This is a genomic window from Roseicyclus marinus, from assembly GCF_036322625.1.
In the GTDB taxonomy this organism is placed as follows: Bacteria; Pseudomonadota; Alphaproteobacteria; order Rhodobacterales; family Rhodobacteraceae; genus Roseicyclus; species Roseicyclus marinus_A.
This window is the reverse complement of the sequence record NZ_AP027266.1, coordinates 2,337,798-2,357,244: the sequence shown is the minus strand read 5'-3', so window position 1 is coordinate 2,357,244 and position 19,447 is coordinate 2,337,798. Positions and strand designations below refer to the sequence as shown.

Genomic DNA, 19,447 nt, shown 5'->3' with positions numbered 1-19,447 from the left:
TTCTCTGTTTCATAAATATCCCGGGGGAGCGCGAGGGGGCAGGGCCCCCTCGCACGAGTCGACCGCGAAGCGGGCGAAACCCCTACTTTTCCATCGACCGCCGGATCGAACGGACCATGACCCAGACGGCCAGCACCACCGGCACGACGGCCAGCGCCGTGAGCGTGGTCTTTGACGTGCCCAGGGGTTCGGCGAGCGGGCTGATGAGATAGACGACAAGGCTCACCGCGTAATAGCTGATCGCCACGACCGACAGCCCCTCGACCGTCTTTTGCAGGCGCAGCTGCATGTCGGCGCGGCGGTCCATGCTGGCGAGGAGATCCTGGTTCTGGGCCGAGCGGTTCACATCGACCTGCGTCCGCAGGAGATCGCCCGCGCGGATCGCGCGTTCCGACATCGACAGGAGCCGCCGTTCCGTCGCCTTGATCGTGCGCATCGCGGGATCGTAGCGGCGCATCATGAATTCGGCAAAGGTCTGGCGGCCCATGAACCGGACCTCGCGCAGCACCTCGATCCTCTGGTTCACCAGCGCCTCGTAGGCCCCGGTCGCGCCGAAGCGGAAGGCGCTTTGGGTCTGGAGCTTCTCCAGCTCCGCCGAAATGGCGAGCAACTGGCCCAATGTCTCGTCGGGTTTGGCCAGATGGCCGGTCATCGCATTGACCAGTTCCGCGAGGCTTTCGTCCATCTCGCCCATGCGGGTGGAGATGTCGCGCGCCATGGGCAGGCCCAGCATCGACATGGATTTGTAGGTCTCGATCTCGCAGATGCGCTGCACGATGCGGCCGATCCGGCGGCTGTCGGTGCCTTCCTTGCAGAAGACGGCAAAGCGCATGTGGCCATTGCTGTCGATGCGGAAATCGCCCGCGATCACGGCGGTCTCGTCCAGCACATGGCTGACGGCAAGGCTTTCGGGAACCATCCATTCGGCCAGCTTGTCGGCCACGTCCTGATCCATGCCCTTGGCGGTTTCGATGCGGATCTGGGCCGAGGTGATGCGCACGCCCGGAGCCTTGGCCAGCCAATCCTCGGGAAAGACCTCCCAGGCCGAGGGGTCGAAGGGCCGTGCATCGCCCGCGGGCAGGAAGGCGGTATAGGTCACGAATTCGGTATGCTGTTCCCATTTGAGGCGGAACTTGCCCAGGTCGCCGAAGAAATGCGTGGCATCGGGGGCGGGATGGTCGGCCCCGAAGCGGTCCAGCAGCGCCAGCAGATGCGCGCGGTCAAGGCCGCGGTCGCGCTTGGCGGCATCCTTGGGCTGCTTGATCGCGAGAAAGATCGCCTGCGCGGGGGCGGCCACATTCGGGAATGGGCGCGCGTGCAATTCATTGGCAAGGCGGAAGCGCAGCGGGTGGTCTTGGATCGGCATGGTGCGGCCCTCTGGGGATCATCTTGCCAGATATAAGAAATGGCTGCCAAGTAAACGGGAAAAACACAATAAAATTCGGGGTTTGCCGGAATGCAATCGCATACGGGAAGGCTCCGGTGGCGGCAAGGGCCCGACAAGGCTGGATTTTCTGCCGCAACGCAGCATCGGTCCCGGGGCCGGGGCGTTGCCGTTATGTCACCTGTCCGCCCGCGATCTGGATCGCCTGGCCGTTCACGCTGCGCGCGGCCTCCGAACAGAGCCAGAGGGCGGCGCCTGTCACCTCTTCGGTCTGGAGGAGGATCTTGTGACGGTTGCCGCGCGCGAGATGGGCGCGGGCCTCGGCCTCGGGGATGCCTTGGCGGGTGGCGATCTCGGCGGCGTTGCGGCTGACGATGGGGGTGTCGACATAGCCGGGGCAGAGCGCGTTGAAGGTGACGGGCCCGCCCATGCGTTCCTCGCTCAAGGCCCGGATCAGGCCCAGCACGCCATGTTTGGAGGCGGTATAGGCGCTGGCCCCCTTGAGGCCGCGCAGGCCCGCGATGGAGGAGATCGCGATCATCCGGCCCCAATCCTCGCGGCCCAGGGTGGCCAGAGCCGCCTGGAAGGTCAGGAAGACGCCGTCGAGATTGGTGGTCATGATGGCGCGCCAATGGTCGAGCGTTTCGCGGTGAAAGCTCGCGCCTTCGGCGATGCCGGCATTGGCGATGCAGATGGCGATGGGCCCGCGCAGGGTGGCCGCATGTGCGATGCCGTCGCGGACCGAGACCTCGTCGCCCACATCCATGGCGAGGGGATGGAGGCGGGGGGTTCCCGCCGCGATGGTCTGGAGCCGGTCGAGATTGCGGCCCGTGATCGTCACCTCGGCCCCGGCGGCAGCGAGCGCGCGCGCGATGTCGAGCCCGATCCCCGTGCCGCCGCCCGTCACCAGCGCGTGGCGTCCTGCATGTTCCATCCCCGATCCTCCCCAACCGTACGGGCGGGAGCGTAACGCGGTCGGGGCGGGCTGCAAGGGCGGGCTTTGCGACCCGTCGCAAGGTCCTGAAATCTTCGCAAATTGTATGCCAATGTATGCGCAATAAACTGTCGCGCCTTGCCCAGTTGTGGACCGCGTCCTGTGTTGCTATGGGGCTTTCGACTAGTCCGTCACGGCAAAGAGGGGATGACTGTGAAGATAGGGGCTCCGAAGGAGATCGAGCCGGGCGAAGCACGGGTGGCGATGACCCCCGACAGCGCGCTCCAGCTTCAGAAACTCGGCTATGACTGCGTGATCGAGGCGGGTGCCGGTGGGGCCGCTGGCTTTACCGATGCCGCCTACGAGGCCGCGGGCGTCACGGTGGTGAAAACCGCCGCCGCGCTGTGGAAAGAGGCCGACATCGTCGCCAAGGTGCGCCCGCCGACCACGGCGGAGGCCAAGAAGTTCCGCGAAGGCCAGCTTGTCATCTCGTTCTTCTATCCGGGACAGAACGAAAAGCTGATGGAAGCGGCGAAAACCGCCGGGACCAACATCATCGCCATGGACATGGTGCCGCGCATTTCCCGCGCGCAGAAGATGGACGCGCTGTCGTCCATGGCCAATATCGCGGGCTATCGCGCGGTGATCGAGGCGGGCAACAATTTCGGCCGCTTCTTCACCGGCCAGGTGACGGCGGCGGGCAAGGTTCCCCCTGCCAAGGTGCTGGTCGTGGGTGCGGGTGTCGCGGGTCTGGCCGCGATCGGCACGGCGACGTCCTTGGGTGCGATCACCTATGCGTTTGACGTGCGGCCCGAAGTGGCCGAGCAGATCGAATCGATGGGCGCGGAATTCGTGTTCCTCGAGTTTTCGGCCGATGAATTGCCCGATGGCGCGGCGACGGGCGGCTATGCGCCCCCGCAAAGCCCGGAATTCCAGGCCAAGCAGCTGGCCAAGTTCCGCGAGATCGCGCCGGACATGGACATCGTGATCACCACCGCCCTGATCCCGGGCCGGCCCGCGCCGGTCCTGTGGACCAAGGACATGGTCGAGGCGATGAAGCCCGGTTCGGTCATCATCGACCTGGCCGCCGAGCGCGGCGGGAATTGCGAGCTGACCCAGAAGGACGAGCGCATCGTCACCGACAATGGCGTGATCATCGTCGGCTACACGGATTTCCCGAGCCGGATGGCCGCGCAATCCTCGACGCTCTATTCCACCAACATCCGCCACATGATGACCGACCTGACGCCCGGCAAGGACGGCGCGGTCGTGCACAACATGGAGGATGACGTGATCCGGGGGGCGACCGCCGTTTTCGCGGGCGAGATCACCTATCCGCCGCCGCCCCCCAAGGTCGCGGCCATCGCGGTGCAAAAGCGCGAGAAGCCCAAGGAGCTGACGCCCGAGGAGAAGCGCGCGCAGGAAGTCGCGGCCTTCAAGGCGCAGACCAAGAACCAGGTCACGCTTCTGGCCGTGGGCGGTGCGCTGCTTCTGGGTGTGGGCCTGATCGCGCCCGCGACCTTCATGCAGCATTTCATCGTCTTCGTGCTGTCGGTCTTCATCGGTTTCCAGGTGATCTGGAACGTGGCCCATTCGCTGCACACGCCGCTGATGGCAGTCACGAATGCCATTTCGTCGATCATCATCCTGGGGGCCTTGATGCAGATCGGGTCCAGTTCGGTGCTGATCACGGTTCTGGCGGCGCTGGGCATCTTCATGGCCGCCGTCAACATCTTCGGCGGATTCCTCGTGACACGGCGCATGCTCGCCATGTTCCAGAAATCTTGAGCGGGCAGGGGTAGAAGAGATGGATTTCGGATTCACCATTGCGGCCTATGCGGTCGCGGGCGTTCTTTTCATCCTGTCGCTGGGCGGTCTGTCGGGGCAGGAAAGCGCCAAGCGCGCGGTCTGGTACGGGATCGCGGGCATGGCGATTGCGGTTGCGGCCACGTTGATCGGGCCGGGATCGGGCCTGTGGGTCATGTCGCTGATCCTGATCGCGGGCGGGGCCGCCGTGGGCTACCAGTTGGCGACCAAGGTGCAGATGACGCAGATGCCGGAACTGGTGGCGATCATGCATTCGCTGGTTGGTCTGGCCGCCGTGTTCGTGGGCATCAACGCCCATGTGGAGATCGGCAATGTCGCCTCTGTCTTTGCGCAGGCGGGTCTGCCTTTCCCGCAGCCCGAGGGGCCGCTGACATCGCAAGCCTATGCGCTCTTGGGCACGCTGTCGAATTTCGGCGAGCTGATCGGCAAGAAGACCGGTGTCGAGATCGGCATCCTGCGGGTCGAGCTGGTGCTGGGCATCTGGATCGGTGCGGTGACCTTTACCGGGTCGGTCGTGGCCTATGGGAAGCTGTCGGGTTCCTCGAGCCTGTTGCCGTTCAAGATCGACACCTCGGCCAAGCAACTGCCCGGCGGTCACATGCTGAACGCTGCCGCCGCGGCGGGGTCGCTTGTGCTGCTGGCCATGTACCTGGGCGGCGCGGGCACCTGGGCGCTGGTTTTGCTGGCGCTTCTGGGCTTCTTCATCGGCTACCACCTGATCATGGGGATCGGCGGCGCGGACATGCCGGTCGTGGTCTCGATGCTGAACAGCTATTCGGGCTGGGCGGCGGCGGCCATCGGCTTCAGCCTTGGCAATGACCTGTTGATCGTGGTGGGCGCGCTGGTGGGCTCGTCGGGGGCGATCCTGTCCTACATCATGTGCAAGGCGATGAACCGCAGCTTCGTGTCGGTGATCCTGGGAGGGTTCGGCGGTGCGACGGGCGAGCAGCAGGCCATCGAGGGCGAGCAGATCGCCATCGACAGCGATGGTGTGGCGAGCGCCCTGAACGAGGCCGACAGCATCATCATCGTGCCGGGTTACGGCATGGCGGTGGCCCAGGCCCAGCAATCGGTCAGCGAATTGACCCGCAAGCTGCGCGCGGCTGGCAAGGAAGTGCGCTTTGCCATCCACCCCGTGGCAGGCCGTCTGCCGGGCCACATGAACGTGCTTCTGGCCGAGGCCAAGGTGCCCTATGACATCGTGCTCGAGATGGACGAGATCAACGAGGATTTCCCGAATACGGATGTCGTGATCGTCATCGGCTCGAACGATATCGTGAATCCGGCCGCACAGGACGACCCGAACAGCCCGATCGCCGGGATGCCGGTTCTGGAAGTGTGGAAGGCCAAGCAGGTCTTCGTGTCCAAGCGCGGGCAGGGGACGGGCTATTCGGGCATCGAGAACCCGCTGTTCTTCAAGGAGAACACCCGGATGTTCTATGGCGATGCGAAGAAATCGCTCGACGAGTTGCTGCCCAAGGTCGGGTGAGCGGCGTCAAGGAATTGGAAAAGGCCCCCGGGTTTCGGGGGCCTTTTTCGTTGGGGTGTTGGTAGGGGTGGTTTGGTGGCGGTGGTGCGCCGTAACAGGCGCACCCTGCCGAACCGGCCGCGTAGGGTGCGCCTTCAGGCGCACCATCCGATCCGATGTCACTTTGTCAAAATCAGCTTGCCCGCCCGCGTGATGCGCAGCTGGTAGGTCTTGTCATCGAGCACGATCATCGCCGTGCCCTCGCCATCGGTCAGGCGGCGGGCGTCGTAGACGGGCAGGGTATGGGCCGGGGCCGCGGTGCGGCTGGCCTCGGCGGTGGTGGTGATCTTTCCGTGAAAGCTCATGGCGGGGCTCCGGCATCTGTTGCGCGATCTGATGCGCCAGAAACTGACAAAAAGAATCGGATATGTCAATTCCAGAGTTTTTCACTCGGGTATCTGCCCGCGCGCGGCGGGGCGTAGGGCCAGATGGGCGAGCCGCTCGGCGATCTCGGGGCGGATCGGGCCGGGGCGGGGGGCATCGCGGAGCGTGGTGAACCAGTCTTCGGGCGGGTTGCGGCCCAGTTTGGGCGGGTTGTCCCAGCGCAGCGCGCGCAGCACCTGTTCGGCCGCCTCGGGCAGGCGTTCGGGGATCTCGTGGCCGTTGAGCGTGGCCCAGACGCCTGTCCAGAGCCGCCCGACGGACCACGGATTGTAGCCGCCGCCCCCCAGCACCAGAAGGCGCGGGCAGCCAAGCGCCTTGAGCGCCGCCACGATATCCCAATGGGCGTTGTTCGAGAGCGTGAGGCGCGACAGCGGGTCCTCGGTCACGGCATCGGCCCCGCATTGCAGGACGATGGCATCGGGCGCGAAAGCGACAAGCGCGGGCAGGATCAGCCGGTCGCGGATCGCGGCCATTTCCGTGTCGTTGAGCCCGCGCAGCACTGGCAGGTTCAGGCAGTTGCCGCCCCCGTCATCCTCGATCGGGCCGGTGAAGGGCCAGCGGCGTTCCTCGTGGACCGAGATCAGGAGGGTTTGCGGATCGCCCGCCAGACCGTGCTGGACGCCGTCCATGTGATGGGCGTCGATGTCGACATAGGCGATGCGGGCCGCACCCGCGCGGCGGAGCGACAGGATCGAGAGGACGGGATCGTTGAGGTAGCAAAAGCCGCCCGCCCGGTCGGGAAAGCCGTGATGGGTGCCGCCGCCCGGATGGTAGATCGTGCCGCCCTGCGCCAGCAATTCCCCCGCCAGAAGCGAGGCGCCTGCGGCGGTGGCGGGGCGGCGGAACATCTCGGGGTAGATCGGGTTGGCATTGGTCCCGAGCCCGTGGCGGTCGCGGACAGGGTCGGTCACGGCCTGTTCCGCCTCGGCCCGTTCGAGCGCCGCGACATAGTCGGGCGTGTGCCAGATGGTGAGCGCCTTTGGCTTGGCGCGGGGGCTGGTGCGGTATTGGCCCGCTGGCAGCCAGCCCATGGCGCGCGACAGGTCCATCACGGTCGAGACGCGCGGCACGCGGAGCGGGTGCCAGCCGCCATAGCTGGAGCCGCGATAGATCTCGGAGCCGAGGAAAAGCGGGGAGGTCACGCGCCGATCAGCGCCTCGACCTCGGCCCGGATGCGGCGGCTGGTGGGGCGGGTGTTTGAGCCGAAGGTCTGGACCAGTTGCCCCGTGCCATCGAGGAGCACCTTGTTGAAATTCCAGCCCGGTTCGAAACCGTAGGTGTCGCGCAGCCAGCGGTAGAAGGGATGCGCGCCCGACCCGCGCACCGAGGTGATCGTGGTCATGGGCAGGGTGAGGTTGAAATTCACCTCGCAGAATTCGGCAACTGCTTCGTCGCTGGCCAGTTCCTGCCGGAAATCGTCGGAAGGAACGGCAAGGACGACCAGACCACGGGGGCCGTATTCCTCGTGCAGGGTCTGCAACTCGTCATATTGGGGGGTGTAGCCGCAGAGCGAGGCGGTGTTGACGACCAGAACGGGCCGCCCGCGCCAATCGGCCATGTCGTAGCTGCCGCCGTCGATCGACTCGAAGCGGAACGTGCCCTGTGCCGTCGCGGTTCGGGCCAGGCCCAGAAGGGGCAGGGCGGACAGGGTGGCGATCAGGCTGCGGCGGTTCATCGGCGTCTCCGGTGGGCGTCGGGGCAAAGGTATGGCCGGGGGCTTGGGCGTCAAGCCGGGCTTGGCAAGGGGGCGCGGCCCATGCGATACCCCTGCGTCATGGCCCGCAGACCCACCATCCAGGCGCCCTTGCGCATTCCGACCGCCGCCAAGCGCGAGACGCGGACGCAATTCGCCGTGCTGCCCTACCGGATCAAGAAGAAGGGCGGGGTGGAGGTGATGCTGATGTCCTCGCTCGACAGCGGGCGCTGGATCATCCCCAAGGGCTGGCCGATGGACGGGATGCGCCCATCGGAGGCGGCGGCGCAGGAAGCCTGGGAAGAGGCGGGGTTGCGGGGCCGGGTGCATGACACCGTGCTGGGGCTTTATTCCTATTCCAAGTGGCTGGACGAGGAATTGTCGATCCCTTGCGTGGTCCTTGTCTTTCCCATGGAAATCTCGCAGGTGGACGAGGTTTTCCCCGAGGCGGGGCAGCGCAAGATCAAGTGGATGAGCCGCAAGAAGGCCGCGCAAAGGGTGGACGAGGCCGAGTTGAAACAGATGATCGAGACATTCGACCCAGAGGCGTTGCGCTGAGAGCGCTTGAACACGGGCCCCAACCGCATAGCTTTGACAGACGATGATCCGCTACGCGCTGAAATGTTCGCAAGATCACAGCTTTGAAAGCTGGTTCCAATCGGCCGCCGCCTATGATGCGTTGGCCGAAAAGGGGCTTGTGTCTTGTGCGATCTGTGGCGGGACGGAGGTGACCAAGGCGTTGATGGCCCCGCGTGTGTCGGGGGTGGATGCGCCCGAACCCGTCGCCGCCCCGGCACCCGCCCGGCCCCTGTCGGAACCCGCCCATCCCGCCGAGCAGATGCTGCGCGCCCTGCGCGAGCATCTGGCGAAAAACTCGACCTATGTGGGCGGGCGGTTCGCGGCCGAGGCGCGGGCGATGCATCTGGGGGAGGCCGATGCACGGCCCATCCATGGCGAGGCCAAGCCCGAAGAGGCGCGCGCCCTGATCGAGGAGGGCATTCCCATCGCCCCCCTGCCGATCCTGCCGCCCGACAAGACGAATTAGAGCATGTCGCGCAAAAGTGGGAACCGGTTTTGCGCTCCTCGGACATGCGAAATCAAAGGGTTAGAGAGCGGCGCGTGAATGCGAATGAACGCGATGCGCTCTAGGACCGTTATTTCCGTCTAGGAGAGCACACCCATGGCGCGCAGTTCGGCGCGGTCGCGGGCGTCGCGCGCGGCCTCCAGCTCGGCCACGCGGGCGGCGATCTGGCGGGCGATGTCGCGGTCGGGGATGCCTGCCGCGCGCATCCGGGCGACCAGCGCCTTGCCCTCGGGCGCGAGGGGTTGGGGGAAGAGCAGCTCATCGAGCGCCGCAATGGGTGTATCGGCGGCGCGGGCAAGATCCGCCATCTGTGCGGCAAAGCCGGGGGTGGCGCGCAACTCGTCCAGCCGGGTGCGGTGCCAGTCGCGGCTTTGGTCGTGGAGGCGGCGGAGCGTCGTGTCGGTCAACCAATCCTCCACCAGCGCGGCGATCCTGCCCGACCATGCGGACAGGTCCGGCAGAGCCACCTCGTTCCGGTCGAAGACGGCGAAATAGGTCGCGTCGTATTTGCCTTGCTTGAGGTTCACGTTGCCCCGGTCGCCCCGCAACAGATAGGCCTCGCGGCTCTGGACGGCGAAATGGGCGATCTCGGCCAGGTCGTAGCCGTGGGTCGCGGCCGATCCGCGCCAGCCATCCGCCATGAAACCGGGGGGCAGGCGCAGGCCCGATCCGTTGACCCAGTGGCGGTCGAGGAGCGTGTCGAGCCGGTCGGGGTGTTGCGCGGCCCCTTTCACGCCAGGGCGGTGGATGCCGAGTTTCAGATGCGGATAGGGTTGGAAGAGCGTCTTGACGCCCCAGCCGCGTCGGAAATCCGTGGGCGCGCCACGGGTGAATTGCGGCAGGACCGGGTCGGGCGACCATGCCACGATCTTGTTCGAGCCCATCATGCGCCAGTTGACGGCGATGCCCTGGGTCCCCGTGGGGCAGGCGGCGAGGAGGGCTGTGAGCGTGCCGTCGCCTGTCCTGACGTGCAGGAATTCGTCGGCGTCGATGGGCAGGAGCCAGTCGGTATCGAGCAGGGCGTGGTTTTTCTCGGCCAGCGTCAGGGCATGGGGTTGGGGTTTCTTGCCCGGCGGCACGGGGTTCGGGCGGTGTCGGCACAGGCCCATGGACGCGAGCCGGTCGAGCATCGCGTCGGTGCCGTCGCGGCAGTCGTTGGTATAGACCCAGACCGCATCGAAACCGATCAGCCGGTGATAGGCGAGCCATTCCAGAAGGCGGGGGCCTTCGTCCTTCATCATCGAGAGGATCGTGGCGTGGGCGTGGGCCATCGGTTTCAGGCGCCGGGCAGAGGTGGGGCCGTGCGCAGGAGCCCGCCTGCGGCGGCAAGCGCCGTGGCCTCCGCCTCGGTCAGGTGGTGGAGGCGGTCGTAGAGTGCGCGGTAGCCCGGTTCGGGGTCGGGCAGGGCGGCGATGGCGGCAAGACGGTCCTTGAGCGGTCCCGCAAAGCCATGCGCGCCCGCGCGCCAATCCATCTTGGCCCGCCACGGGGCGTAGCCGGGGGCGAAGTAATGGAGGAGATAGGCGTTTTCCGCCGCGCCCCAGAGTGCGCCGGGGAGGGTTTCGCCGGTTTCGGTTTCGGCCCAGTGGAGTTTCAGCCGCAGGCCGGGAAGCGCCGCGCGGTGGATCGATTTGCCCTCGGGATGGCCGACAAGGCCGAAGCGGGGGCGGAACAGATCGGCATCCGCGCCGTAGATCCCGTTCACCGCGGCGCGCGGGATGGGCAGGCGGAAAGCGCCTGTGCCATCGGCCAGTGTCACTTGTTCAGCGGTGGCCACACGCAGCGACAGGGTTTCGGCGGGCAGGGTCGCCAGCGCCTCGGGCAGGGTGCGGCCCGGCATCCACATCAGCTCATCCGCGTCGAGGATCATCACCCAGCCCTCTGCCACGTCGCGGTAGGCGAGGGTCATCACCGCGCGTTGGCGGCGGGTGAAGCGGGCGTCGGGCTCAAGCCCAAGGGCGGACCAGAAGGCAGGGGTGCAGAGACGGATTTCGACCCTTGGATCGCCGGTCAAATGGTGCTGCGCGGGGTCGTCCGGGTCGTCGAGAAAGAGGATGATCCGCGCGGCCCCCTGCGCCAGATGCCAGCGCAGGAAGCGGTCGAGCACGGGCAGGGGTTCGCGCGCGATGGTCGCAACGGTGAGGGGGGGCAGGGTCATGGTCAGACCAGCCCGAAGAACCGGTCGGGGATGATGACCGGCAGGCCCTTGTCGGTCGCGCGGGGATCGGTGGATTTGCGCGGGCGGGTGGCGGGGGTGCCATCGGCCTCGACCGGGAATTGCGACAGGCCTATGGCGCGCGCCTCGGCATAATCGAGGGGGGCGGGGCCTGCATCGGCGATGGCGTTGAGGCGCAGGGTCTGGTGGTCGACGAAGCTCGGGTGCTGGGCGGTGCCGCCCCGCGCCTCCATCCGCGCCTTGGCGATGGTCCGGTCGCAGAGCGCCATGTGAAAGAGCGTGAAATGCGCGCTCATCCGCACGTTGCGGTTCAAGAGCCTGTGCGCGCCGCCCGCCCAATTGGCCCAACGTGAGATGACGAAGGGTTTGGAATAGCCATCGGCGACGAACCCCTGCCGCCTTTGGCCAAGGATCGGTTGGGTCGGATCGACGGAGGCGGTTTCATCGGGCCCTTGCACCACGTCGACACCGAGCGCGAAGACATAGCCATCCTCGCCCAGTTCGGCCAAGGCTTCGGGCCAGTCGAGACCGGCCTCGGGGTCGATCACCACGTATTCGTCGCAATCGCCGCGAATGACATGTTCGTAGCGTTTGCGCAGCGTGTTGGCGCGGCCCGACATCTGCTTGGCGATGAAACGGTCGTTCTGGATGCGGCGGCGGGGCGCGTCGAGCAGCACCTCGGTCCGGATGCCGGTGAGGTCGATTGTCGGTTCCCAATCATCGCCGTCGATCACGACATGAAGGTTTTCGCGCCCGACGATCGCGCCGTAATGGGCGATCCATTTCTCGAGAAAGACATCCTCGTGCCGGACATGGGTGAGCGCGCAGGCGAATTCCTTGGGCATGGCTGGGTCCTCAGATCTCGGTCCAGTCGAGGGTGCCGTCCCGCGCCTCATGGGCGGCGGCGGCAAGGATCTCGTCGCGGGTGGGGTTCTGCCACGGGGTTTCGGAGCGGATGAAGCCGCCCGCGCGCAGGGCCGCGCCGACGGCTGCGAAATCGAGGGTGGCAAAGACCTCGCGCTTGACGACGCGCTGGCCTGCGGGGTGGAAGTAGCCGGTGAGCGCGTCGATGCGCAAAGGGTCGATCCCGGCGAAGGCGCGGAACTGGAGGATGTAATCCTCGATGTTCTGGGAGGGGCCGCGATTGAGGATCGCCACCTCGGCCCCTTCGGGCAGGAGCATGGCGCCGAAATGCAGCGCCGATCCGTCGAGCGCGATGACGCGGCGCGCGGCTTTCCAGATCTCGATCTGGCGTTCGAGCGGGTCTTCCTGCGGATGGATGATCGTGTAGCCCTCGGCCTCGAGAAGCGCCTCGAGACGATCCTCGAGCAAGATGGAGCCGCGTTTGGAGGGCAGGCGCGCGCGGGAGACATAGATCGCCTCGGGGCCGTTCGGGGCGATGGCGCGGCCCATGTTCGCGCGCATCCAGTCGCGGTATTCGGGGCGGCCCGCCATCATCTCGCCCATGCCGAAGCCGGGGGGCGGGGTCAGCAATTCGTCGATGACGACGGGTTTCTGGGGCACCCGCAAGTCCAGCGTGGCAAGGCCGCAGAGCTCGAAGAAGGGCATGGTTTCGCGGAACATGCGCCGTTCATGGGTGAGAAGCCGTTTGGGGTAGAAGACCATCCCGTCGAGATCGTCGAAGAGCCCCGTGGCCCAGAGGCGGGCGGTCGTCTCGACAAGGAAATGGCCGAAATGCCCGTAGAAAAGCCCGCCGAAAAGCCAGCGCCCCGACAGCCGTTCGATCCGCCCCTCGGTCACGGGCGGGACCGGTTCGACGGTGATCGGCTCGAACGGGTAGCGCCAGCAATGCCCCTCGGGCAGGAAGCGGTTTTCGGCATCGAACAGGCCCGCCGCGCGCCGCGCGCCGCCGGGCGGGTTTTCGCCCCAGGGCACCAGCACCACGTCGCGATGGACCACGGGTGTCCAGTCGATCGGCCGGTCGGGGGCGAAATCGAGATGCGGCTCGGGGGTGGGCATCAAGACTGCCTCCTTTGCGCCTTGTCGTGTCAGTCTTCCAACGCCTGTGCAGGATCGATGCCGACCTCCTGGCACATGCGCCAGGCATAGGAGTTTTCGAGCGGCACGTTGCGCCGCCACCATGGTTTCGTGCCGTTGGTGTAGAGATGGACGGAGAGGGTCGCGTCGGTGAACCAGCCTTCGACGCGGCCATGGGGGTCGTAGAAGATGTCGTTGAGCTGGAAGGGCACGGGGTAGAGCACATCGGGCGTCATGGCGCGGTCGAAATCGCCCGTTTGCTGCGCGAACCAGGTGAAGGCCTGCGGGCCGAAGGCGGTGCGTTCAGTGCGGTAGATGCGGACGGCATGGGGCGCGTCCTTTTGTTTTTCCAGCTTCTTGCGCTGCTGCTTGTTCCACCAGGGCGGCGCGTCGGGCAGGTTGTCGTAATAATCGAGCAGGCGGTCCATCAACTCGCAGTCGCGCGGCAGGCCCACGACACCGCAATTGAGCGCCCCGCGCATGCCGTGGCCGGCAAAGATCCAGTCCTGGTCATCGGGAAAGGGGCGGTGGCAGAAGGCGTCGCAATCGATCCAGATCGCGCCGGTCGCGCGGATCATCTTGTAGCGGAAGACATTGGACAGGAAGCTGGCGGAGGTTTCGGCCACGATATCCATGGGGATATCCATGATCTCGGAGGCGGGGCGGACCACGATGCCCTCGGGGACGTTCTGCACGGTATCGGTGCAATAGAGCGTCACGGGATGGCCGTGGCGCAGATGCGACACGAGGCAGAGCTGGTTGAGATATTGCAGCTTTTCCCCGATCCACAGGGAAGCGACGGGGCGGCGGTCGAGTTGCACGGAATGACCCTTCTTGACGGCGCGTTGAGACGGCACTTGTGACTGCTCTATGGGCGCGGGTTGGTCGCGCTCTTTGGTTGGTTTCTTGTCCCTCGTTTCGTCCATCAAGGCAAGGATTTTACCTTTCGTCCAAAGTTTGGGGGGCCTTTGGGCGTGGGCGTGGGCGCGGGGGCATTGCGGGGACTTGACTTCGCATCGGTATACCACAGTATGCAGCCAGCGCGGCGCTGCAGCCGCTTCCCCGGAGACGCCTGAGCGATGGACCTTCTTTTCGTGTTGCCCGAGGGGCTGTCGCAGCTGTCGTTCTGGGTTCTCATGGTTTCGAGCTTCATCGCCTCGCTGATCACGGTGGCGATGGGCATCGGGGGGGGCGGGCTGCTTCTGGCGATCATGGCGAGCCTTGTGCCGCCTGCGGCGCTGATCCCGGTTCACGGGGTGGTGCAGCTTGGCTCGAACGGGGGGCGGGCCATCATGCTCTGGCGCAACATCAGTTGGGCCGCCGTGATCCCCGGTTTCCTGATCGGGTCGCTGGTGGGTGCGGGGATGGGCGGCGCGGTGGTGGTGGAATTGCCGCCCAACGTGGTGCAGATCGGGGTCGGGGCCTTTGTCATCTATTCCGTCTTTGCCAAGCCGCCGCGCTGGTTGTCGCGCTGGCCGTGGCTGACGGGGGGCGTGTCGAGCTTTCTGACCATGTTCTTTGGGGCGACGGGGCTTTTCGTGGCGAATTACACCAAGTCGCTGACGCTGCCGCGTCACGATCATGTCGCCACCCATGCGGCGCTGATGACGGTGCAGCACGGGTTGAAGGTGGTGATCTTCGGGCTTTTGGGCTTTGCCTTTGGCCCTTGGGCGATGGTGATCGTGGCGCTGATCGCGGCGGGGCTGGCGGGGACGCTGATGGGGCGGTTCGTTCTGAACCGGATCAGCGATCACGGGTTCAAGCGGGCGCTCGATGCGATCCTTGTCCTGATCTCGCTCAGGCTGATCTGGCAGGGGCTGACGGGTTAGAGCGCGTCGCGTTCATTCGCAGTCACGCGCCGCTCTCTGACCTGCTGATGTCGCATGTCCGGGGAGCGCAAAACCGGTTCCCACTTTTGCGCGACATGCTCTAGGTCAGGCTGCCTGCGGCCATGGCGCGGCTGAGGGTGACGCCGCTTTGGCCCGTGGCGCGCATCGCGGCAATCAGGCGCGCGGCCTGATCGGCGGCGTCATCGACGGGAAGACCCGCGGCGCGGATGTTCGAGATGCAGTTGCGCGCGCTGTCTTGCGTGTCAGGGCGGGGCAGGTGGGTGATATAGGCCCCAAGGCTGTCTGCCGCAGATAGCCCCGGTCTTTCGCCAAGCGCCATGACCACGGTTCGCGCCCCCATGGCGCGCGCGATCCCGTCGCCGAGCGCCACCCGCGCCTGCCGGGCAAGGATGACGGGCGAGAGGCTGAGGCCCATTTCCGTCAGACGATCGGCCAGCGCGGAGAGAAAGGCCACGCCGTTCAGCGCCACCGCCGTGGCCGACAGACCGTCGCCCAGAACGAGGGCCACGTCGCAGGGGCCGATATCCGTCAGCCCCTCGGCCGCGCTGTCTGGCAGGCGGCGGCCCAGGTCGGGGCGGCGGATGAAGGTGGCCCTGTCGCCTGCGGCGCTGGTTACGGTGCGATGCGCCATCCCCAGCCGGTCCAGCGCCGCGATTAGGGCGGGCAGGTCCAGCTCCGCCGCCACCGCCGCGCGGGCGCGCGCATGGTCAAGCGCAAAGGCCAGCGCCTCGGGCGTGGCGACAGAGCGACCCCGGGGGCCGAAGGTCAGCCGCGCCTCGGTCAGGGCGCGGATCTCGTCGCGGGGGATGGGGGGCTTGGCACTCATGCGGCGGGCAGGCGCAGCCGCGCGAGGGCTGTATCGAGCGAGGGCAGATCGGCATCGGGCGTGCCGATCCCGTGCCGGGCCATCCATGCGGCGAATTCGGGGGCGGGCGGGCGGCCCAGCGTGTCGCGGATATAGGCCGCGTCATGGAAGGACAGGCTTTGGTAATTGAGCATGATGTCGTCGCCGCCGGGCACGGTGATGACGAAATTGACGCCCGCATTGGCCAGGGCGGTCAGGAGGATATCCATATCGTCCTGATCGGCCCAGGCGTGATTGGTGTAGCAGACATCGACCCCCATCGGCAGGCCCAGAAGCTTGCCGCAGAAATGATCCTCGAGCCCTGCGCGGGTGATCTGCTTGCCATCGGCAAGGTATTCCGGCCCGATGAAGCCCACGACCGTGTTGACCAGAAGCGGGCGGTAGCGGCGGGCCACGGCATAGGCGCGCGCCTCCATCGTCTGCTGGTCCATGCCGTGATGGGCATCGGCTGACACTGCCGCGCCCTGACCGGTTTCGAAATACATCAGGTTCGCGCCTTGGGGCGCACGGTTGAGCGCGGCCACGGCCTCGGCGGCTTCATCCAGCAGGGCGAGGGTGACGCCGAAGCCTGCGTTGGCCTTGTCCGAGCCTGCGACGGATTGGAAGACGAGGTCAACGGGCGCGCCTGCCTCCATCGCGGCCAGCGCCGTGGTGACATGGCCAAGGCAGCAGGTCTGCGTGGGGATGTCCAATTGGCTGCGGATCGCGTCCAGCACCTCGCAGATGCGGATGTAATCGGGCAGGCTGTCGGTGGCGGGGTTCACCCCGATCACCGCATCGCCCGCGCCCATCAAAAGCCCGTCAAGCGCCGACAAAGCGATGCCCCGGCTGTCGTCGGTCGGGTGGTTGGGCTGGTTGCGGGTCGAGAGGCGGCCGCGCAGGCCGATGGTGGAGCGAAAGCGCGTGACGACCTGCACCTTGGCGGCCACCGCGATCAGGTCCTGGGCGCGCATGATCTTGGAGGTGGCGGCGACCATTTCGGGGGTCAGGCCGGAGGCAAGCGCCGCAAGCGTCGCGCCGGTGGTCGCAGGGTCCAGGAGCCAGTCGCGGAAACCGCCCACGGTCAGCGATGCGACGGGGCCAAAGGCCTGTGCGTCGTGCGCAGCCATGATGAGGGCCGTGACGCCATCGCCCTCCACCTCCAGCACATCGGTCAGGAAATCGGACAGGGGCACATCGGCAAGGCAGTGCTGGGCCGCGATCCGTTCGAGCGGGCCATCGGCGGCAAGACCGGCCAGCGCATCGCCGCTGCGCTCGGGGGAGGCGCGGGCGAGCAGCCCCTTGAGCGAGGGAAAGCTGTAGCGCGTGGCGTTGAGGTCGATGTGATAGCCCATGGGCCAAGCTGAGCATGGGGGAAGCGTTGCGGGCAAGGGGCAAGCGGGGTCAGTCGGCCTGAACCTCCTCGAGCCCGTGGGACAGGGCCACCCCGATGGCCGCGAGTGCCGCGAAAAGCAGCACGACGAGGGCGGGGCCGAAGCTGTCGGCGATCAGGCCGAACAGACCGCCCGCCAGGAGCGCCAGACCCACCAGCGTGTTCGAGAGCGCCGTGTAGCGGGCGCGGAATGCATCCTCGGCCATGTCGGTCAGGTGCAGCTTGCGGCCCGCGCGGACGCCCTCATAGGCGATCTGGGCGGCAAAGATCGCCGCCGCCGATCCCCATGGCCCGCCGAGGCTTCCGAAGGTCAGGGCGAGGGTGGCTATGGCGGCAAAGACCAGTGCGGCCAGCGCACCCGCCGCCATCAGGGTCTGCCGGCTGGAGCGGTCCGACAGCCGCCCCCAGACATAGGAGGCCGAGATGGAGGCCGCGGTCGAGGCGATGACGAGCGGTCCCAGATCGCCAAGGGATGCCTGTGCCGAGCTGGCCGACAGGAGCACGATGAAGGGCGGGGCCAGCGCCGTGACCGAAAGCACCGCCCGCGCGGCCACGAACAGGCGCAGCTGGCTATCGTTCAGAATCGGGTCGATCAGCGCCGAAAGCCCGGCCTCCGGTTCCGTGTCGTCGGGGCTGCCGGACGGTTCGCGAAGCCGCAGGAAGATCGCTGCGGCCAAGAGAAAGGCCGCGCCCGCGATAGCGACCAGTCCGGCAAGGGGGGTGATCGCCGTCTCGAAGAGGCCCGTGGCGAGAAGCGCGCCCACGGCCAGCACGCTGGTGGCCGCGACCGATCCGGCGATGCCCGTGATGCTGCCGCGCCGCCCCTTGGCGATGGTGCGCGCGAGCGCGTCCTTTTGACTGAGCGATGCGCCCGCCCGCGCCATGGCGAGCAGCCCGAGACAGGCAAGGATCGCGGCCCCGGCCATGGCCCCGTCGAGGGTGAGGGCGGCCAGCGCGATGCCGAGCGCGGCCAGCCCCTGAAGCGCTGCGGCCGTGGCCTAGATGCGTTTGCGTTGGGGACTGGCTTCGACATATCGGGCCAGCGCCAGTTGCGGCAGGAGTGCGCCCGCCTCGCGCAGGGGGACGAGCGCGCCGATCATGGCCCCCGGCGCGCCGAGGGCGGACATGAGCCAGGACAACACCAGTTTGGGGTCGATCAGCGCATCCGCCGTCTTGGTCAGGGTCAGGGCGGCGACATGGATCATTCCGTTGCGGGCTTCGTCCTCCGGGATCGTGTCGGGGTCCGAGCCCGTCAGGCGGGCAAAGGCGGAGGTGGCGGGCATGGCGGCGCGTCCTTTCGGCTCCAAGACCTAAGGCAAAGGCGCTGTGCCGCCACCCTTGCCTGGCCCGGTCTGTGCCGAGATCGGTGGCAACGGGGCGGCTCACGCGGGCCCCGGCGCGGGGTGGCGGCGACGGGCAATCCCGGTTTTGGCGGGAGGAAGCGCCGGGTGATCGCCTGCCGCGCTGGTCGCCGCCCGCCTCCATTGCGGCCATGAGGCGCTGGGCGGTGTAGTGCGGCAGTGGCGCGTCCTATCGGCCGCACGTTTTAGGGCAAAGGCGCGGGGCCGCCCCCCTTGCGGGTCTCAGCTTGCCCCGAGATCGGTGGCGAAGGAGCGGCTCACGCGGCCCTCGGCGCGGCGCTTTGCCTCTTCGGCGGCGATGGCGGCGTCGATGCCGGTGCGGTCGGTCGTGCCCGAGAAATTGGTGCGGGTGGGCATTGCATCGGCCACATGGACGAAGCGTTCATGGGCGACATCAAAGAGGCGGCGCAATTCCCCCAGCGGGTCGAGATGGTCATCGGCGCGCAGCGACAGCCACGGGTAATCCTCGGTCCGGTGGATGACGAGGGCGGCCGATTGCGTGCCGCGCTTGTCGCCGCCGGCCGCCTCGCCCGCCTCCATCGCGGTCATCAGGCGCTGGGCGAGCGGCAGGTGCATATGCGCCTGATAGGCGGCGAGGGTTTTTGCGATGACCTGCGGTCCTGCCAGCATGTTGCCCGCGACCGAGACACCCTCCGCCGCCACATGGCCGCACCAATCGACGCAATTGGCCCCGGTATGGGCGGCCACCTTTCCCATGGCGTCGATCATGTGGATCTGGCGGATATGCTGCCCGCCGTCGCGCGCGACCATGTCGGCCAGCACATCGGCCCCGGCCTCGCCCGCCGCCATGCGGTCGGCGGCCTCGATCCCCCAGATGGGGGAGACGAAGGCCTGGGTCGCCACGGCGCATTTGCCGCCCCGAAGATGGGGGACAAGCGCGCCGACGGCGAAGAAGCGGCTGGCGACGGCGACACCGTGATGGCCGGTTTCGGGATCACGCGCGACGATGGAATAGGTCATCCGTTCCCCC

Annotated in this window: 20 protein-coding genes; 5 read left to right on the top strand and 15 right to left on the bottom strand. The window is 67.1% G+C overall.

The annotated features are described in order from the left end of the window. Positions 1–82: 82 nt before the first annotated feature. Complete coding sequence (locus AABA51_RS11200) at positions 83–1,366, bottom strand: DUF3422 family protein (protein WP_338271937.1); 1,284 nt, start codon at positions 1,364–1,366, stop codon at positions 83–85. Between the two features lie 190 nt (positions 1,367–1,556). Then, a complete protein-coding gene (locus AABA51_RS11195; protein WP_338271936.1) occupies positions 1,557–2,318 on the bottom strand; it encodes an SDR family NAD(P)-dependent oxidoreductase in 762 nt (253 codons plus the stop codon). A 213-nt stretch (positions 2,319–2,531) separates the two neighbouring features. Here AABA51_RS11195 and AABA51_RS11190 point away from each other — a divergent pair, with 213 nt between their 5' ends. Together AABA51_RS11190 and AABA51_RS11185 are read left to right on the top strand one after the other, a co-directional pair. Further along, entirely contained in the window at positions 2,532–4,106 is a 1,575-nt protein-coding gene (locus tag AABA51_RS11190) for a Re/Si-specific NAD(P)(+) transhydrogenase subunit alpha (protein WP_338276546.1), read from the top strand. A gap of 19 nt (positions 4,107–4,125) precedes the next feature. Beyond that, on the top strand, positions 4,126–5,634 hold the full coding sequence (locus tag AABA51_RS11185) for an NAD(P)(+) transhydrogenase (Re/Si-specific) subunit beta (RefSeq protein WP_338271934.1): 1,509 nt from the start codon (positions 4,126–4,128) through the stop codon (positions 5,632–5,634). A gap of 158 nt (positions 5,635–5,792) precedes the next feature. On the opposite strand, the gene hemP is transcribed toward AABA51_RS11185, so the two are convergent. From hemP to AABA51_RS11170, 3 genes are all read right to left on the bottom strand, one after another. Next, positions 5,793–5,978, bottom strand: coding sequence for a hemin uptake protein HemP (gene hemP, locus AABA51_RS11180; protein WP_338271933.1), 186 nt, complete (start codon positions 5,976–5,978; stop codon positions 5,793–5,795). Between the two features lie 81 nt (positions 5,979–6,059). Continuing rightward, the gene (locus AABA51_RS11175; protein WP_338271932.1) at positions 6,060–7,199 is read right to left on the bottom strand and encodes an acetoin utilization protein AcuC; all 1,140 of its coding nucleotides are present in this window, start codon (positions 7,197–7,199) and stop codon (positions 6,060–6,062) included. Further along, complete coding sequence (locus AABA51_RS11170; protein WP_338271931.1) at positions 7,196–7,732, bottom strand: glutathione peroxidase; 537 nt, start codon at positions 7,730–7,732, stop codon at positions 7,196–7,198. Before AABA51_RS11170 ends, AABA51_RS11175 begins: the two co-directional genes overlap by 4 nt. A gap of 99 nt (positions 7,733–7,831) precedes the next feature. Here AABA51_RS11170 and AABA51_RS11165 point away from each other — a divergent pair, with 99 nt between their 5' ends. Both AABA51_RS11165 and AABA51_RS11160 read left to right on the top strand, forming a co-directional pair. Next, a complete protein-coding gene (locus AABA51_RS11165; protein ID WP_338271930.1) occupies positions 7,832–8,308 on the top strand; it encodes an NUDIX hydrolase in 477 nt (158 codons plus the stop codon). A gap of 43 nt (positions 8,309–8,351) precedes the next feature. Next, entirely contained in the window at positions 8,352–8,795 is a 444-nt protein-coding gene (locus AABA51_RS11160) for a DUF1178 family protein (protein WP_338271928.1), read from the top strand. 119 nt (positions 8,796–8,914) lie between these two features. Here AABA51_RS11160 and AABA51_RS11155 read toward each other — a convergent pair whose 3' ends face one another. Genes AABA51_RS11155 through AABA51_RS11130 form a run of 5 tightly spaced genes read right to left on the bottom strand, consistent with a single transcriptional unit; the run spans position 8,915 to position 13,829 of the window. Further along, positions 8,915–10,105, bottom strand: a complete 1,191-nt coding sequence (locus AABA51_RS11155; protein WP_338271926.1) for a glycosyltransferase family 2 protein — start codon at positions 10,103–10,105, stop codon at positions 8,915–8,917. A gap of 5 nt (positions 10,106–10,110) precedes the next feature. Next, positions 10,111–10,992 carry a glycosyltransferase family 2 protein gene (locus tag AABA51_RS11150; RefSeq protein ID WP_338271924.1) on the bottom strand — a complete coding sequence of 294 codons (882 nt, stop codon included), beginning with the start codon at positions 10,990–10,992 and terminating at the stop codon, positions 10,111–10,113. A gap of 2 nt (positions 10,993–10,994) precedes the next feature. Further along, a complete protein-coding gene (locus AABA51_RS11145; protein ID WP_425328805.1) occupies positions 10,995–11,855 on the bottom strand; it encodes a hypothetical protein in 861 nt (286 codons plus the stop codon). 10 nt (positions 11,856–11,865) lie between these two features. Then, positions 11,866–12,990: a glycosyltransferase family 61 protein gene (locus AABA51_RS11135; protein WP_338271922.1), complete on the bottom strand. Its 1,125-nt coding sequence runs from the start codon at positions 12,988–12,990 to the stop codon at positions 11,866–11,868. Positions 12,991–13,019: 29 nt separating this feature from the next. Beyond that, positions 13,020–13,829, bottom strand: a complete 810-nt coding sequence (locus AABA51_RS11130) for a hypothetical protein (RefSeq protein WP_338271921.1) — start codon at positions 13,827–13,829, stop codon at positions 13,020–13,022. Between the two features lie 258 nt (positions 13,830–14,087). On the opposite strand from AABA51_RS11130, the gene AABA51_RS11125 reads away from it, so the two are divergent. Further along, positions 14,088–14,837, top strand: a complete 750-nt coding sequence (locus AABA51_RS11125) for a TSUP family transporter (RefSeq protein ID WP_338271920.1) — start codon at positions 14,088–14,090, stop codon at positions 14,835–14,837. A gap of 100 nt (positions 14,838–14,937) precedes the next feature. On the opposite strand, the gene eutC is transcribed toward AABA51_RS11125, so the two are convergent. From eutC to AABA51_RS11100, 5 genes are all read right to left on the bottom strand, one after another. Next, positions 14,938–15,684 (bottom strand): ethanolamine ammonia-lyase subunit EutC, encoded by a 747-nt coding sequence (eutC, locus tag AABA51_RS11120; protein ID WP_338271919.1) that lies wholly within the window; start codon positions 15,682–15,684, stop codon positions 14,938–14,940. Beyond that, positions 15,681–17,057: an ethanolamine ammonia-lyase subunit EutB gene (locus AABA51_RS11115; RefSeq protein WP_338271918.1), complete on the bottom strand. Its 1,377-nt coding sequence runs from the start codon at positions 17,055–17,057 to the stop codon at positions 15,681–15,683. Before AABA51_RS11115 ends, eutC begins: the two co-directional genes overlap by 4 nt. A gap of 49 nt (positions 17,058–17,106) precedes the next feature. Next, complete coding sequence (locus AABA51_RS11110) at positions 17,107–18,021, bottom strand: MFS transporter (protein ID WP_338271917.1); 915 nt, start codon at positions 18,019–18,021, stop codon at positions 17,107–17,109. Between the two features lie 72 nt (positions 18,022–18,093). Continuing rightward, positions 18,094–18,378 carry a hypothetical protein gene (locus tag AABA51_RS11105; RefSeq protein ID WP_338271915.1) on the bottom strand — a complete coding sequence of 95 codons (285 nt, stop codon included), beginning with the start codon at positions 18,376–18,378 and terminating at the stop codon, positions 18,094–18,096. A gap of 300 nt (positions 18,379–18,678) precedes the next feature. Continuing rightward, positions 18,679–19,437 carry a DUF1028 domain-containing protein gene (locus AABA51_RS11100; RefSeq protein ID WP_338271914.1) on the bottom strand — a complete coding sequence of 253 codons (759 nt, stop codon included), beginning with the start codon at positions 19,435–19,437 and terminating at the stop codon, positions 18,679–18,681. Positions 19,438–19,447 lie beyond the last annotated feature (10 nt).